Annotated in this window: 19 protein-coding genes; 5 read left to right on the top strand and 14 right to left on the bottom strand. The window is 41.3% G+C overall.

Annotated features, from left to right (window positions below; all coding sequences use genetic code 11):
* Positions 1-87: 87 nt before the first annotated feature.
* The 3 genes from serB to ACYIA1_RS06925 are packed head-to-tail and all read left to right on the top strand — an operon-like array spanning position 88 to position 2,102.
* A complete protein-coding gene (gene serB, locus ACYIA1_RS06915; RefSeq protein ID WP_005856925.1) occupies positions 88-1,314 on the top strand; it encodes a phosphoserine phosphatase SerB in 1,227 nt (408 codons plus the stop codon).
* 25 nt (positions 1,315-1,339) lie between these two features.
* Positions 1,340-1,645 carry a Dabb family protein gene (locus ACYIA1_RS06920; protein WP_005856923.1) on the top strand — a complete coding sequence of 102 codons (306 nt, stop codon included), beginning with the start codon at positions 1,340-1,342 and terminating at the stop codon, positions 1,643-1,645.
* Positions 1,632-2,102, top strand: a complete 471-nt coding sequence (locus tag ACYIA1_RS06925) for a C-GCAxxG-C-C family protein (RefSeq protein ID WP_008772149.1) — start codon at positions 1,632-1,634, stop codon at positions 2,100-2,102. Before ACYIA1_RS06920 ends, ACYIA1_RS06925 begins: the two co-directional genes overlap by 14 nt.
* Positions 2,103-2,111: 9 nt before the next feature.
* Here ACYIA1_RS06925 and ACYIA1_RS06930 read toward each other — a convergent pair whose 3' ends face one another.
* The gene (locus ACYIA1_RS06930) at positions 2,112-2,816 is read right to left on the bottom strand and encodes an MgtC/SapB family protein (protein ID WP_005862277.1); all 705 of its coding nucleotides are present in this window, start codon (positions 2,814-2,816) and stop codon (positions 2,112-2,114) included.
* A gap of 136 nt (positions 2,817-2,952) precedes the next feature.
* Here ACYIA1_RS06930 and ACYIA1_RS06935 point away from each other — a divergent pair, with 136 nt between their 5' ends.
* Entirely contained in the window at positions 2,953-3,714 is a 762-nt protein-coding gene (locus ACYIA1_RS06935; RefSeq protein ID WP_034530498.1) for an exodeoxyribonuclease III, read from the top strand.
* Positions 3,715-3,815: 101 nt separating this feature from the next.
* On the opposite strand, the gene ACYIA1_RS06940 is transcribed toward ACYIA1_RS06935, so the two are convergent.
* The 5 genes from ACYIA1_RS06940 to ACYIA1_RS06960 form a co-directional block, all read right to left on the bottom strand.
* Positions 3,816-4,733: a dihydroorotate dehydrogenase gene (locus tag ACYIA1_RS06940; RefSeq protein ID WP_005862273.1), complete on the bottom strand. Its 918-nt coding sequence runs from the start codon at positions 4,731-4,733 to the stop codon at positions 3,816-3,818.
* Entirely contained in the window at positions 4,721-5,506 is a 786-nt protein-coding gene (locus tag ACYIA1_RS06945; protein ID WP_005856914.1) for a dihydroorotate dehydrogenase electron transfer subunit, read from the bottom strand. The genes ACYIA1_RS06940 and ACYIA1_RS06945 overlap by 13 nt, the downstream gene beginning before the upstream one ends.
* 65 nt (positions 5,507-5,571) lie before the next feature.
* Positions 5,572-6,021, bottom strand: a complete 450-nt coding sequence (locus ACYIA1_RS06950) for a helix-turn-helix domain-containing protein (protein WP_005856911.1) — start codon at positions 6,019-6,021, stop codon at positions 5,572-5,574.
* Positions 6,022-6,862: 841 nt separating this feature from the next.
* Positions 6,863-7,885, bottom strand: a complete 1,023-nt coding sequence (gene holA / locus ACYIA1_RS06955) for a DNA polymerase III subunit delta (protein ID WP_005862267.1) — start codon at positions 7,883-7,885, stop codon at positions 6,863-6,865.
* 19 nt (positions 7,886-7,904) lie between these two features.
* Positions 7,905-8,681: an AMP nucleosidase gene (locus ACYIA1_RS06960; RefSeq protein WP_005862265.1), complete on the bottom strand. Its 777-nt coding sequence runs from the start codon at positions 8,679-8,681 to the stop codon at positions 7,905-7,907.
* A gap of 56 nt (positions 8,682-8,737) precedes the next feature.
* On the opposite strand from ACYIA1_RS06960, the gene ACYIA1_RS06965 reads away from it, so the two are divergent.
* Entirely contained in the window at positions 8,738-9,199 is a 462-nt protein-coding gene (locus tag ACYIA1_RS06965) for a type I restriction enzyme HsdR N-terminal domain-containing protein (protein ID WP_005856901.1), read from the top strand.
* Between the two features lie 61 nt (positions 9,200-9,260).
* On the opposite strand, the gene ACYIA1_RS06970 is transcribed toward ACYIA1_RS06965, so the two are convergent.
* The 8 genes from ACYIA1_RS06970 to ACYIA1_RS07005 form a co-directional block, all read right to left on the bottom strand.
* Positions 9,261-9,512, bottom strand: coding sequence for a hypothetical protein (locus tag ACYIA1_RS06970; RefSeq protein WP_005862263.1), 252 nt, complete (start codon positions 9,510-9,512; stop codon positions 9,261-9,263).
* A 77-nt stretch (positions 9,513-9,589) separates the two neighbouring features.
* Positions 9,590-9,817, bottom strand: coding sequence for a hypothetical protein (locus ACYIA1_RS06975; RefSeq protein ID WP_010182987.1), 228 nt, complete (start codon positions 9,815-9,817; stop codon positions 9,590-9,592).
* A gap of 263 nt (positions 9,818-10,080) precedes the next feature.
* Entirely contained in the window at positions 10,081-11,355 is a 1,275-nt protein-coding gene (gene nqrF, locus ACYIA1_RS06980) for an NADH:ubiquinone reductase (Na(+)-transporting) subunit F (RefSeq protein WP_010182986.1), read from the bottom strand.
* A 40-nt stretch (positions 11,356-11,395) separates the two neighbouring features.
* On the bottom strand, positions 11,396-12,013 hold the full coding sequence (gene nqrE, locus ACYIA1_RS06985; protein ID WP_005856893.1) for an NADH:ubiquinone reductase (Na(+)-transporting) subunit E: 618 nt from the start codon (positions 12,011-12,013) through the stop codon (positions 11,396-11,398).
* Positions 12,014-12,038: 25 nt separating this feature from the next.
* Positions 12,039-12,668, bottom strand: a complete 630-nt coding sequence (locus ACYIA1_RS06990) for an NADH:ubiquinone reductase (Na(+)-transporting) subunit D (protein ID WP_005856891.1) — start codon at positions 12,666-12,668, stop codon at positions 12,039-12,041.
* Between the two features lie 7 nt (positions 12,669-12,675).
* Positions 12,676-13,488 (bottom strand): NADH:ubiquinone reductase (Na(+)-transporting) subunit C, encoded by an 813-nt coding sequence (gene nqrC / locus ACYIA1_RS06995; RefSeq protein ID WP_005856889.1) that lies wholly within the window; start codon positions 13,486-13,488, stop codon positions 12,676-12,678.
* Between the two features lie 13 nt (positions 13,489-13,501).
* Positions 13,502-14,704, bottom strand: coding sequence for an NADH:ubiquinone reductase (Na(+)-transporting) subunit B (locus ACYIA1_RS07000; RefSeq protein WP_005862260.1), 1,203 nt, complete (start codon positions 14,702-14,704; stop codon positions 13,502-13,504).
* A gap of 23 nt (positions 14,705-14,727) precedes the next feature.
* A complete protein-coding gene (locus tag ACYIA1_RS07005) occupies positions 14,728-16,074 on the bottom strand; it encodes a Na(+)-translocating NADH-quinone reductase subunit A (protein ID WP_008772142.1) in 1,347 nt (448 codons plus the stop codon).
* Positions 16,075-16,167: the final 93 nt, after the last annotated feature.

Consider the following 16,167-nt stretch of genomic DNA (forward strand, 5'->3'; position numbering starts at 1 on the left):
GATAAAACAAATATAAGCAAAAATGTTCAATATAATGTACTCTTTTTCGATAATTCTTACGTACTTTTGCCTAATAGAATGACAAATATGGCACAAAACGACGAAATAATACTGATAAATATCAATGGAGCGGATCGTCCGGGTGTAACGGCGGCTCTTACGGAGATTCTAGCCAAGAACAACGCTGTTATCCTCGATATCGGTCAAGCGGATATCCATAACCATTTATCATTGGGTATCTTGTTTCAAAGCACGGAAGGAAATTCCGGCGATATATTGAAAGAACTACTGTTCAAGAGTTACGAATTAGATGTCAATATCCGTTTCAATCCCATTACAGAGCAAGAATATAGTAAATGGGTAGGTATGCAGGGCAAGAACCGGTATATCATCACGATATTAAGCCGTAAGCTTACGGCCAAGCAAATCGCGGGTGTTTCCCGGATCGTAGCGGAGCAAGATATGAATATTGATGATATCAAGCGGCTCACGGGACGTATCCCGTTGGACGAGAATGCCCGTACTCCTAAGGCGAGCGTGGAGTTTTCCGTACGTGGTACCCCGAAAAACAAGGAGTGCATGAAAGCGGAGTTCATGAAACTTTCCACGGAGCTTGAGATGGATATCTCTTTCCAAGAGGATAGCATGTATCGCCGTATGCGCCGTCTGATTTGTTTCGATATGGACTCTACCTTGATAGAGACGGAGGTTATCGACGAGTTGGCGATACGTGCCGGAGTTGGCGATCAAGTAAAAGCGATTACAGAGGCAGCCATGCGTGGAGAGATCGATTTCTGCGAGAGCTTCCGCCAGCGTTGTGCCTTATTAAAGGGGTTGGACGTATCCGTGATGCAGGAGATCGCCGAGAATCTACCGATCACAGAAGGTGTAGACCGCTTGATGCGTATCTTGAAAAAGGTGGGCTTCAAGATCGCTATCCTTTCCGGAGGTTTCACTTATTTCGGTAATTTCCTTAAACAAAAATATAATATCGACTATGTATACGCCAACGAGCTTGAAATCGAGAATGGCAAGCTAACGGGTAATCATGTGGGTGATATCGTAGATGGGAAGCGTAAAGCGGAGTTATTACGCCTGATCGCGCAAGTGGAGAACGTGGATATTCGCCAGACCGTAGCGGTTGGCGACGGGGCGAACGACTTGCCGATGATTAGTATCGCCGGTCTAGGTATCGCCTTCCATGCCAAACCGAAGGTTAAGGCGACCGCCAAGCAATCTATCTCTACGATTGGCCTCGATGGTATCTTATATTTCCTTGGATACAAGGATTCGTATTTGGATGAACAGATGTAATATATATAATTAACGTATAGCGATTATGATCAGACATATTGTAATGTTTAAGTTGAAGGAGTTTCAAACTCCGGCTGAGAAGCAAGCCAAAATGCAAGAAATTAAGGATAAACTGGAAGCCTTAATCAATAAGATAGACGTATTGAAAATGATCCGTGTAGATTTTAATTGTAATCCGGCGGAGACTTGGGATATTATTTTAACTACTGAATTACCTACCTTGGAAGATGTAAATACGTACGCTAATCATCCGGAACATGTAGCGGTCGCTAAAGGAATTATTGGCCCAGTAAAGGCGGACAGAGCTTGTGTTGACTATGAAATCCTTTGATATAGAGGAACGTGTGAACCAAGCGGTCCACAACTTCGAGTCCGGATATAATTGCGCTCAATCTGTATTCCTCGCTTATTCGGATGTCTTCGAGTTGGATTTAGAGCTGGCGAAAAAGATGTCTGTATCTTTTGGAGGAGGTGTCGGACGCATGCGTGAGGTTTGTGGTACCGTAAACGCAATGGCGATGTTAGCCGGATTTAAGTATCCGGTATTTGATCCGCTAGATCAAGAGGCGCGTGCCCGCAACTATGGCATGGTACAAAAAATGGCGGCTTTATTCAAGGAGAAACATGGGACGATCATTTGCCGTAGCCTTCTTCCTCCGGAAGAGACATCGACGAATCCCGCTCCTTCCGCACGCACACAACAGTATTATGCCAAACGTCCTTGCGGTAAATACGTTGAGGAAGCGGCTCGTATAGCCGGGCATATGCTAAAGGGTGAACTTGAATAAACGGCATTGTCAAGCTAGAAGACGTATTTGTGAAATGTAACCAAGTTTTCGAATCTCAGTGAATAACTCACTGTAAGAGGACTTGGATTTCACATTGACTTTATAGGTAATTGTCGACGTATTCTTGTCATAATTATGCTCATAAGAAAGACTTACGATAAATATGCTCCTATTTTCCAAGATTTTCCGGATACCTTTAAGATCGGGAGTCGAGGTTGAGCAAATTATCGTAAGTATTTTATTAACACCATCCAAATACATACGTCGCTCCAACCTTTCTAAAGAAACCAATACGAACAAGGTAAATGCCGTAGTGATAGAAGCGGCCAAGAACATACCGGCACCAGCGGCCAAACCTACTACAGCCATTACCCAAATACAAGCCGCCGTAGTGAGTCCATGCACGCTTCCATGACTTTGAATAATAGCTCCTGCTCCCAAGAAACCAATACCTGTAAGGACTTGGGCGGCGATACGCCCCGGATCTCCATTCAAGAAATTCGGATAGGTTTGTGGTATCCAGATAGATATCAACATGGCGGCGGCAGATCCCATACAGATCAAGGTAAAGGTTCGCATACCAGCGTCCCTGCGGCGAAATTGTCTTTCTACACCGATAATAGCGCCAAGCACGAAACTGATAGCTAATCGTACGGCGGCGGTCGAGGCCGTTATCTGAGTATTCTCTAAAATATCGTTCAAATGTTCCAGCATAGTCTGTCATTCATTCTAAGTTATACAAATATAGAAAATTTCTATGTACCGATTATGGAATGAAAACAATGTAAAATCGTCAAAAGTTGTATCTTTGAGACAGAATAAAAGTCATTCACCTCTAAACTTAGAAAAATTGAAAATAATAACGTACAATACAAATGGATTAAGGGCTGCCGTAGGTAAAGGCTTGCCCGAATGGTTGGCTCAAGAACAGCCAGACGTGTTATGTATCCAAGAGACAAAGTTACAACCAGACCAGTTTCCGTCGGAAACATTCGAGGCTTTAGGATATAAGTCTTATTTGTTTAGTGCCCAAAAGAAGGGATATAGTGGCGTGGCCATTCTTACGAAACAGGAACCGGATCATATCGAGTATGGAATGGGGATCGAGAAGTATGATAATGAGGGACGTTTTCTCCGTGCGGATTTCGGGGATGTATCGATCGTAAGTGTCTATCATCCTTCCGGGACTAGTGGGGATGAACGGCAGGATTTTAAGATGTTATGGTTGGAAGATTTCCAGAAATATGTCGTTGAGTTACAGAAATCCCGTCCGAACTTAATTCTCTGTGGCGATTACAACATTTGCCACGAGCCGATAGATATTCATGATCCGATCAGGAACGCAAAGAACAGTGGTTTCCTTCCGGAAGAACGGGAATGGATGACTCGCTTCTTATCCGCAGGTTTTACGGATACATTTCGCTTCTTGAACCCGGATAAGCAAGAATATACATGGTGGAGTTATCGCTTCAATTCCAGATCTAAAAATAAAGGATGGCGTATTGATTATTGTATGGTTAGCGACAATATGAAGCCGAAAGTTAAAGCCGCTTATATATTAAACGATGCCGTACATTCTGATCATTGTCCGGCCGTATTAGAGATCGAATAATCTTTCATAATAAAAAGAAAGGATGTGTTCTTTTTGCGTAAGCGAACACATCCTTTTTTATTATTGAAAAAATGGAAATAAAGTCTATAAATGAACTTAGATTATCTCTGAATATCCAATGCTCCGATCAACTCTTTTACTGATTTAAAACCATGTCGGTCACAATAGTCATTCAATCCATCAATAACCTTGATAGAAACAGTTGGATCTACAAAGTTATAAGTTCCGATCTGGATAGCACTAGCCCCAGCTAACATGAACTCCACGGCATCTTTCCAATTTGAAATACCTCCCAAACCTATAATTGGAATCTTTACCGCATGATACGTTTGCCATACCATACGTAGAGCTACAGGTTTTACGCAAGGCCCGGAAAGACCTCCAGTTATTGTAGATAATATAGGTTTACGTTTCTCTGCGTCGATGGCCATTCCAAGCATCGTATTAATTAACGAAACAGAATCCGCACCCTCCGCTTCAACAGCTTTAGCGATCTCCGTAATATCAGTTACATTAGGAGAAAGTTTTACAATAAGTGTCTTTGGATAAACCCTACGAACAGCCTTAACAACCTCCCCCGCACCACACGTAGTAACGCCGAAAGCCATACCACCTTGCTTTACGTTCGGACAAGAAATGTTCAGTTCGATAGCGGGAATCCTATCCAACTCTGCGATCTTTTCCGCACACTCGACATACGTTTCAACCGAAGATCCACTCACGTTTACGATCATATTCGTATCGATGTCCTTGATCTCCGGATAAATATGCTCAGCGAAATAATCGGCGCCCTTATTCTGAAGCCCCACGGCATTCAACATTCCGGAAGGAGTCTCCGCCATTCTTGGATAATCATTACCTTCACGAGGTTGGATAGTGGTACCTTTCACGAAAATACCCCCCAAACGTGAAATATCCATGAAATCAGCATATTCTATACCATATCCGAACGTGCCGGATGCTGTCATTACCGGATTTTTCAACGGTAAATTCCCAATGTTTACATTTAATTCAGCCATGACAATTTCTCAATATTAAATACGGGACCTTCTGTACATACACACACATTATGACCTTCCTTGTTTTTCTCTACGCAGCACAAACAAGCACCTATGCCACAAGCCATCGTGTTCTCAAGAGAAACCTCGCAAGAAATAGCTTCCGCACCTGCGTATTTCGCTACTGCCACCATCATTGGTTTAGGACCACAAGTATAAATCTGGTCAAATCGAACCTCTTTAAGGATCGTATGGTTAGTCACATACCCTTTCTCGCCTAGCGAACCATCTTCGGTTGTGATATAAACCTTACCAAATCTCTGGAATTCATCTAATTGCAATACATCATCCTTAGAACGAGCCCCAAGTAGAAAAGTAGGCTCAAAACCGGCTTCTTTTAAACAAGCTCCTAGATATAACATCGGAGCGGTTCCAACACCACCACCAATCAGCAAAAGTCTTTTGTTCTCCTGTTCCTTGGAAGGAATTGTAAAACTATTACCCAGTGGTAGCATTATGTTTACAATATCACCGGGACGGAATTCTGCCATTTTTCTCGTGCCATCACCAACAAGTTGAATCAATAACCACAACTCATTTTTAGACTTATCTACATAGTTGACGGAAATCGGACGACGTAAGAATGTTGTAGGAGAGTTTTCTACATGAACCTCTACAAATTGTCCGGGAAGCATCTCTGGAAGATTCCCATCCGAGGTTAACTTTAGCAGGCAATAATTTTTATGAAGGTGACAGTTTTCAGTCACCTTCATGTCTAAGATGTACTTCTTCATATACACGATTACTCAATTTATCCGCAAAGATACATGAATATAACGTATATACCGAACAGTTTACCTTAGTCTTTCTTGTTTTTTTCAGGGACGAAAGTATCAAACGTATTGTCGGAGTAAAATATCATTATTTTACTAACATTTTTAGAAGGCTTTTCTTGGCATATAACTTGCTCTACAACAGGTTGTTTCTGGATGTTTACAGGTGTCTCAACCCCAATTTCCTTGCGATTTTCGGCAACAACTTGTACATTGGGACGATTTTCAAGCATATTTGTAAACAAATTAGGTTCAGTTAACACATGTTCTCGGATCATTTCGCCTTTGCCAAACAATAGCCAGTCAGAATCAACATAAGTGAACCGTTCCAGTATTTTTAGCAGAACATCCAAACTCGGATTATTTCTCCCAGATATAATATGTGACATTGCCGAACGCTGTATACCGATCGATTCGGCAAATTTAGAAGGGGTAAGTCCTTCACGTTCCATTATTTTTAAAATACGATCTCTCATATTCATATATATCTTAAATTCTTACTAGAATACTGCCATTATGACCGTTTACTAAGATAAATCTCCATAAAGTAAACTAGATACAAAGATAAATCAATATTTCCATTTGTGCAATTTATTTTTATAAAACTAAATTGATACATATGTGTCAAGCCGATACATATGTGATGGGTAGAACTGTAAACCGTGTTCAAGAAGGAGGTATAGAGTATTTAGAAAAACTTTAGAAAAATAGCATATATATCTGATTTATATGTAAATATAATAATACATATGATGTATAGTTAGGGGGTTTTTATACGTTTGTAGACGAAAAAACATGTTTAGTTAATGTAAACAATCAATATTTCTATATAAAAAACTGGTTATTTATAATTTATAGCAAATCTTACGTGGATAAAGAAATATATAGTAATCCATGATTTATATTAGTAATGTAAACATGGTACATTTGTAACGCCTATATAATGATTACAAAAACCACCAACATTTGTAATCTACTCAAATACTTTTATTGTATATATGATTGTAAACATCCATTTCTCGGTTATATTTGTATACAATATAATTTTACTCTATTTATTTTACTGCCAACTTGTCTATTTTTCCTTTAACGGATAATGAAGGCAATCTATGGCTATACCGATTATAGCTTTAAGTATGGATTTCTTGGAATTTTTGAGGAAGAAGGTACGTGATTGAATAAATTTTAAAATCTCAGAGAGATAAAATATGCGTAATTAATTGATAAATAAACAAAAAGGCCTCTTTTTCCAGTTTGACTTTTTCATCATTCTAGGAAAAAAGGCCCTTTTGCCTGCACTAAGTCTATGATTTCTGTTTAATGTAAAATTTTGTAAAGTAATTCTTTTAGTAAATCTGCATCTGTCGCTGAAGAGTTTTCCACTCCCTTAGATTTTGCGTCAGTTGTTCGGATATCGCTGATCAAATTAAAAACTTTCATCGCTGGATAATTTTTCATCCCCAAAAGATAGTCCTTTACTTGATAAGTTCCCCGTAAACCAAGTGCGGTCATCAATCCTGATTCCGATCGATCCTTTGAATAATAACAAATCAGCAAGTTTGAGAAATAGTTAAATAATACAGGAAGTGTCATCTGTATCGGATTACTTTTAGGGTTTTTCTCAAAATACTGAGCGATCCGGTTAGCCTTTAATATATCCTTCATGGCAAGTGCCTTTATCAGCTCAAAGTTATTGTATTCTTTACTAATCCCTATATTTTGCTCGATCAATTCCGGTGTGATGCGTTTTGAGGCCTTTTCAGCCAAGATAATTGCCAGCTTATCTAATTCCTTATTGAGACGGTTTAAATCGTTTCCAAGGAAATCTGAGAGCATTTGAGCGGCTTTTGGATCGATACCGATAGAACGCTGTTGCATCAAAGAGGTGATAAAACTCGGCATTTTATAATCCGGGATCTTTTTTGACTCATATAAAATACCGTTTTTATCGGTTGCGGCCGCTAACGCACGACGGCGATCTAAAGTCTTATATTTGTAATTTATGACCAAAATAGTTGATGACAAAGGATTCTTCACATAACTGCTCAGCAACTCTATATCTCTCACTAATTGAGCCTCTCGAACAACGATCAATTGATATTCGGACATCATCGGAAAACGACGTGCCGCATTGATAATAGAAATGGCATCTGTATCTGCGCCGTATAGAATAATCTGATTGAAATCTCTCTCAGATTCCTCTAATACGCTTTTTAATAACAAATCTGTTATTTGATCGATGAAGAAAGGCTCTTCGCCCATTAACACATAAACAGGCTGAAACTTCCTTGCTGTTATATCCCTACAAATCTCCTCGAAAGTAATTTCTTTTTTTGCCATAAATTATGAGGTTTCGCTATTACCAACTAAAACGGATATGACGGATGGTTTTCTTACCATCCAAAATCTGTTGAAGAGCTTCAACTCCCAACATTACCTGTTCTCCTACAAATTGTTGAGTTACCTTCCGGTCACTCGCTTCTGTTTTTACACCATCTTCTTCCATCGGTTTATCCGATATCATCAACAATGCACCCGTAGGTATTTGGTTAGCGAAACCGGCAGTAAGCAAGGTTGCGGTTTCCATATCGATACCAGTGGCATGCGTACTACGAAGATATTCCTTGAAATCATTATCGTATTCCCAAACCCTGCGATTTGTCGTGTAAATCGTACCTGTCCAATAATCTTTTCCATGATCACGTATGGCGGAAGAAATGGCACGAAGCATTGAAAAAGCGGGCAATGAAGGTACCTCAGGTGGTAAATACTCATTCGACGTTCCCTCACCTCGGATCGCCGCTATTGGCAATACATAATCCCCTAATACATTCGCTCTTTTTAATCCTCCACATTTACCGAGGAAAAGCACCGCTTTGGGCATGACTGCTGACAATAAATCCATGATTGTAGCAGCGTTCGCACTTCCCATCCCAAAATTGATAATGGTAATCCCTTCTGCCGAGGCATTGGGCATCGAACTTTTCAATCCCAAAATCGGGACATTAAAATGATCCGCAAATATCTCGACATATTTAGTAAAGTTAGTGAGTAATATGTGCTTAGTGAAGTCTTCTAGCTTTCGCTCGGTATAACGAGGCAGCCAATTTTCTACGATTTCTTGTTTTGTTCTCATAAATAACTACCTTTGAGGTGCATTTTAGTTTAGAATATAAATAGCAAATATAGCAAATGCTCCCATTAAATCTACCAAAATTCTCAGTCAAAGTTACGGAGAAAGCAGGAAAGCCTTCTATTTGGGATCCTGTACGCCGAAAATTTGTCGCATTAACGCCAGAGGAATGGGTACGACAACATTTCGTGAACTATTTGGTCACGGAAAAAAACTATCCTCAAGAACTTTTAGCGAATGAAGTAGCGGTAAAACTAAACGGAACATCCAAACGATGCGATACCGTTGCATACAATCGGTTTCTAGCACCTCTAATGATTATTGAATATAAAGCTCCACATATCGAGATAACAAGCGCTGTATTCGATCAAATCGTACGTTATAACATGGTCTTACACGTAAAATACTTAACCGTAAGCAACGGCATCCGTCATTTTTGTTGCAAAATTGACTATGAGAAACAGACGTATGCTTTCCTCGAAGATATACCGGAATACAATCTATTGGAGAAAATCGTTTAATTATCTAAAATAAGTCCCCCTTATCCTTCTATGCACTCGCACGGATCAGATAAGGGCTTACTCAGCCCAACCAGTGAGTAGTTCTATCGATTAGGAATTTACAGTTTGCAGATAAGTCATCTTGTTCTATATACTCGACATCACCGGAAGTCTTAGAAGGTAGCACCATATCTGATACTTCTACCTCCTCATTTTCAAGGCTGGCAAACTTAAACAGATTATATATGCTTGATAGAAAGAGAAGAAAAAGAAACAGGAATGCCTTTGCGACACTTCCTGTTTTTTCTATATATTGAGTAGATTTCAAATCCATATCCCACGCATTAAAAGTTACATGGGCACAAACATAGCAATATTCGTCAAATAAACAAATATTTTAACACGAAAATTTTACTTCGTAAAGAGATAATCCTCCGGTTTTGCGATTCGTAAAATATATTCCGGAGTATTAGGGAGCCTTTTCGCATACAAAGTGACAGAATCACCCCTCTCAGGCATCGTAGAATTAGATTCCAACGATATCTGGTCAACATTACGCAATTTTATTTCATCATCTTTATCGAAAAAGAATGAGTATCCTAATAAAACCGCAAAAAAAGATAAAATCAATGGCTTCATGTCTAACTTGTTTTTATGACTATATAAGCTTAGATGCTTATAAAACGATAAACGCTGCATATTATTTCAAAATAATTACATTTTTAATGTGCCGACATAGAAGTACGACTTATTTCGTTAATGAAGTATATATCCTATGACACATGCAGTATATATCCTATAGCATTTGAAGTATATCTTCGTAAAGAGGAGTTTCAGGGCCAAAATAAAAAAGGCGAGGATCTTAACCCCCGCCTTCTATCTGTAGATATAGAAATCCTATTTTATCCACCGAAATCATCGAAGTGCAACATCTCACGAGGTACACCCAAGTTATCCAGCATATTTTCCACGGCCTTTGACATCGGGCCCGGACCACACATGTAGTATTCGATATCTTCCGGAGCCTCGTGATCCTTCAAGTAAGTATCATGGATTACTTGATGAACGAATCCAGCCGTATATTTAACACCCGCAGCATCAGCGGCAGGATCAGGACGGTCAAGCGCCAAGTGGAACGTAAAGTTTGGGAATTCTTTCTCTATTTCCAAGAAATCTTCCAAATAGAACACTTCGTTCAAGGCACGCGCGCCATAGAAGTAAGACATCTTACGATCCGTAGTCTTCAACGTCTTCGTCATGTGCATGATTTGGGCACGCAACGGAGCCATACCAGCACCACCACCAATCCACATCATCTCTCTCTTAGAATCGAAAATTGGGTGGAAATCACCATAAGGACCACTCATAGTCACCTTATCACCCGGTTTCAACGTAAAGATATAAGAAGAAGCGATACCCGGCATCACATCCATGAAACCAACTTGTGGTTTCGGTTTGAACGGCGGCGTAGCGATACGCACGGTCAACATGATACGGTCACCCTCAGCAGGATAGTTAGCCATAGAATAGGCACGGATAGACGGTGAGTCGTTCTTACACTTCAAACCGAATAAACCGAATTTCTCCCAAGCCGGCAGATACTCGGGGCCGATCAAGCTCTTATCGATATCCTTGTTATAATCCATTGAGTATGTAGGGATCTTGATCTGAGCGTAAGAACCCGGAATAAAGTCCATGTGCTCACCTTTAGGCAACGCAACGATAAACTCCTTGATAAATGTAGCGACGTTCTTATTACTGATAACCTCGCATTCCCATTCCTTAACGCCAAATACCTCGTCTGGTACCTGAACGACCATATCCTCTTTCACCTTGCATTGACAAGCCAAACGCCAATGATCTTTCACTTGTTTACGAGAGAAGAAACCTTTCTCAGTAGGTAGGATCTCACCACCGCCATCAATAACTTGAGCACGGCACTGACCGCATTTACCACCACCACCACAAGCGGAAGACAAGAAGATGCCACCGCTCTGTAGCGCACCTAGCAAAGTTCCACCAATCGGGGTCTCTATATCTTTCTCTCCGTTAACCTTCAAGCTTACATTCCCTGAAGGCACCAATTTTGCTTTGGCGAACAAAAGCAAACCGACCAAGATCAGCGTGATCAATAAGAATACTATTGCGCTGACACCAATCGTAAGTCCGCCCGACATTAATAAAGTCATCTTTATATTTTGTTTAATGCGTTAATACTTAAATCTTCAGACCAGAGAAACACATGAATGCCATACCCATCAAACCCGTGATGATGAAAGTAATACCCAAACCTTTCAAAGCATTGGGGACATTTGAATATGACAATTTCTCACGGATAGCCGCCATACCTACGATAGCCAGCAACCAACCGATACCAGATCCTAAACCATAAACAGTGGCGACACCTACATTAGGGAACGCTTTTTGTTGCATAAACAGAGAACCACCCAAGATAGCGCAGTTTACAGCGATCAGCGGCAAAAAGATACCAAGGGAAGCATACAAAGACGGAGAGAATTTCTCGACTACCATCTCGACCAACTGCACGAAAGAAGCGATAACGGCGATAAAGATAATAAACGCCAAGAAGCTAAGGTTCACCTCCGCATATTCCGGGCCTAACCAACTTAACGCACCTTCTTTCAATACATAATTCTCAAGCATATAGTTAATCGGCAACGTACAGAAAAGTACGAATGTCACTGCTATACCTAATCCTAAAGCGGTCTTCACGTTCTTTGAGACAGCCACGAAAGAGCACATACCCAAATAGTATGCGAAGATCATGTTGTCAACGAAGATCGAGCGGACGAATGTGCTTAATAATTGTTCCATTCTATTATTCGTTTAATCGTTAACATTAATTTTCTTGAAGTTCCTTGTTCTTAGCACGATGAACCCAAATAATAACAGCGATCACGATCAACGCCATCGGAGGCAAGATCATCAAACCATTGTTCACGTAACCCAGATCATAGAATGCCTGCGGAATCACTTGGAAACCCAATAAGGTACCAGATCCTAGCAATTCACGGAAGAAACCTACGATAATAAGAATAATCGCATATCCCAGACCGTTACCAATGCCATCCAAGAACGATTCCCATGGGCCGTTACCCAAGGCGAACGCTTCCAGACGTCCCATCAAGATACAGTTCGTAATGATCAAACCGACAAATACGGAAAGCTGTTTGTTTACGTCATAAGCAAAAGCTTTCAACACCTCACTAACGATTGTCACCAAAGCGGCAACTACCACCAATTGCACGATAATACGGATACGGTTCGGAATCGTATTACGCATCAATGAAATGATCACGTTAGCGAAAGCTACGACAGCCGTCACCGAGATACCCATCACGATGGCCGGCTCAAGTTTTGATGTTACAGCCAACGCAGAGCAAATACCCAACATCTGAACGACAACCGGGTTGTTAGCGCTCAACGGGCCTAACAGAACTTCTTTATTCTTTTCAGATAATAATCCCATCTTCTACTTAATTTTGTGAGGTCAAAAATTTAACATAACCGCTCAAGCTGTTGAATAACATTTCATCCACACCTTTACTGGTAATTGTACCACCTGAGATACCGTCTACATAATCCTGTCCCGCTACGCTCTTACCCGGCTTAACAACAGCGACAGACTTGAATTCTCCACTCATGAAGATCTTCTTACCTTTGAACTCATTGCTGAACGCCGGTTTAGAGATCTCAGCTCCCAGACCCGGAGTTTCACCTTGGTGGCTGAAGTCAGCACCATAAATAGTATTCTTATCACTATCTACAGAGATATAACCCCATAACGGACCCCAAAGACCTGCTCCATGCAAAGCCATGATATATTTCGGTTGACCATCTACATTCGCGACGAAAACCGGATATTGATGCTCAGTAGCAGCCTTAACTACATCCGTAGCGAAAGCGTCGCCTTCAACCTTCTCACCATTCTCGTTTACCAAGAAAGCTTCCTTGATCAACTCGTTGTACTTGGTCTCAGCCTCAGAAGAAGAAACATTTACGTTGATAGAACGCAGAATTTGTTGTCTCTTATCGTTATCCTCGTTCTGTTTCTGAAAACTTCTCAATGATTGTGAAGTAAACGCCAATACGACAGCCACTAGCACAACCATCACAGCCGCATAAACAACCGTATAAACATTGCTATCCCGGTTTATGCCTTTCTTAGCGGCGCCCTCCTCCTTGATTTCCTCAAATTCGGAAGCAGGAGCGGAACATACCGGGCAAGTGTCAGGAGCCTTATTTCCCTCGTGGACATAGCCACATACCTTACATTTATATTTAGCCATATTCCTTCTTACTTTATTTTATTACACGTTTCAATCTGCGAGAGATATTAGCTTCCACAACATAATAGTCGATCAGGGGAGCGAACACGTTCATCAACAGGATAGCGAGCATCATACCCTCTGGATAACCCGGGTTCAACGCACGAATAATAATGGCCATAGCACCTACAAGGAAACCATAGATATATTTACCTGTCTCCGTACGAGCGGAAGTCACAGGGTCTGTAGCCATGAACACGGCACCAAAAGCGAAACCACCTAAGAACAAGTGATCCAGCGGAGATACGCACATAGCGACCGTAGTACCGATCATATTAAAGATCAATGACATGAAAGCACCACCCACGAACACGGAAACCATTGTCTTCCAACTTGCGATACCCGTAACCAACAAGATAACCGCACCGATCAAAATAGCCAATACAGAAGTCTCACCGATAGAGCCCGGGATCAAACCAATAAATGCGTCCCAAGTAGAGATCGGGTTGCCTAATACGTCAACAGCTTGGAAAGAACCGATCATCTCCTTACCAGCGATAGCGACTTGTCCTAGCGGAGTAGCTCCGGAAAAACCGTCAACTACTTGGCCAGCCCCGATACCAAACGTATCAGCCGTACGAACGAACACTTGATCACCAGACATTGCTGCCGGGTAAGCGAAGAATAAGAACGCACGTGTAACCAATGCTACATTAAATATATTATATCCCGTACCACCAAATACCTCTTTCGCGAAAATAACAGCGAAAGCAGTAGCTACAGCGATCATCCATAACGGAGTATCGACCGGAACGATCATCGGAATCAAGATACCGGAAACCAAGAATCCTTCTTGAATCTCTTCCTTCTTCACTTGGGCGACAGCGAACTCTATACCCAAACCTACCACATACGAAACAATGATCTTAGGCAATACCGCCAAAAATCCAAAAATAAAAGTCATCAAAAATCCCGGATCAGCCCCCACAGCTAAATTGTGCTGATAACCGACATTATACATACCAAAAAGCAAAGCAGGCAACAAAGCGATGATAACCACGGTCATGGCACGCTTTGAATCAATACAGTCATGAATATGTACGCCCGTTTTAGAGGTCTCGTTCGGAACAAATAAGAATGTTTCGAAACCGTCAAAAACAGAACGGAACATCGCCAGCTTTCCGCCTTCCTCAAAGTTAGGCTTAATCTTGTCGAGATAATTCCTTAACGCTTTCAATGTATTATAAGTTTTTTATGTTATTAATTCATTTCCTTATACAACAGGTTCAATCCGTCGCGAACGATCTTTTGCAACTCGATCTTGGAAGTGTCCACGAACTCGCAAAGAGCGAAGTCCTCGGGAGCCACCTCATAGATACCTAAGTTCTCCATCTTGTCGATATCGAACGCAATGATCGCTTTCAACAAATACTCCGGATAGATATCCATCGGAAACACCTTATCGTATTCATTAGACATGATCATGGCACGTTTACCACCTTTGATACGGGCGTCGATCACATATTCCTTGCTAGTACCTAACCAGCTAAAGTAACTATGGCTAGCGCTGAACTGGTTGAAACGAGGCATAGCGAAACCTAAGAACTCATGCGTCTCATCACCTTCCGGAATCACGGTGATCTGGTTATCATAAGCGCCTAGGTAACCATCCATATTCACCTTGGTACCTGTCAAAACATTACCGCTAATAATACGGATATGTTCCTGTCCTAACACTTTACCGTTAACCAAGCTCTTAATCGTACAACCTGAAATCGTTTTAACGTAGCCTCTCTCGGTAGTCTCGGAACCAGTAATAGCAACCATACGGCTGAAATCGGCGACACCCTTGTTAAACAAGCGTCCGATAACGATCACGTCTGCCGGATTAACCGTCCAAACTACCTCACCCTTGTTAACGGGCTTGATATGATTGATCTGCACGCCAACGTTCGCTGCGGGATGCGGACCTTCTACTTCCACGATCTCCACACCTTTCATTCCGCTCACGACAGAACCACTTCTTACACCCACATACACTTTTCCATTCGTTAATTTAGCTAGGGCGTTTAATCCAGTCTGGAAATCAGCCTCCTGACCTTTTACGATAAAATCGAAGTTTGGAGCCAACGGAGCGGAGTAAAAAGCCGAAACGAAGATATCACGCGGAGTATCCAATGGAGCGGCAACGATATCGTATGGGCGTTGCTTGATAAACGGCCACATACCAGCGTTCAGAAGTACCTCTTTCACCTCTGCTCCCTGTAGGGATGCTACGTTCTTCTTACCGAACTCCTCATACTCGATCTGCGCATCCGGCTTCACAACGATGCTTAGCACCTTACGCTTCTCTCCTCGGTTTACGGCAGTTACCTCGCCACTGACCGGCGAAACAAACTTGATCTCGGGGCGGTTCTTGTCAATCATCAGTACAGAACCGGCTTTGACTTTTTCTCCTACTTTCGCAACAACTTTGGGGAGAATACCGTTATAATAATCGGGGACGATCGCATAAGACTCGCTCTTGCCGCCGTTTAACAGTACATCCGAAGCTTTGCCCTTCAGATTAATGTCTAAACCCTTTTTAATCTTAATCACATTTGCCATAATACAACTAAAATTGTTTATATGTAATTTTCCTGCAAAAGTAAACATTTTTTCATGCTTTAGAGCAGGGAAAGGCAAATAAATAGAGAAATA

It is taken from the genome of Parabacteroides sp. KHUB-02 (assembly GCF_056640955.1).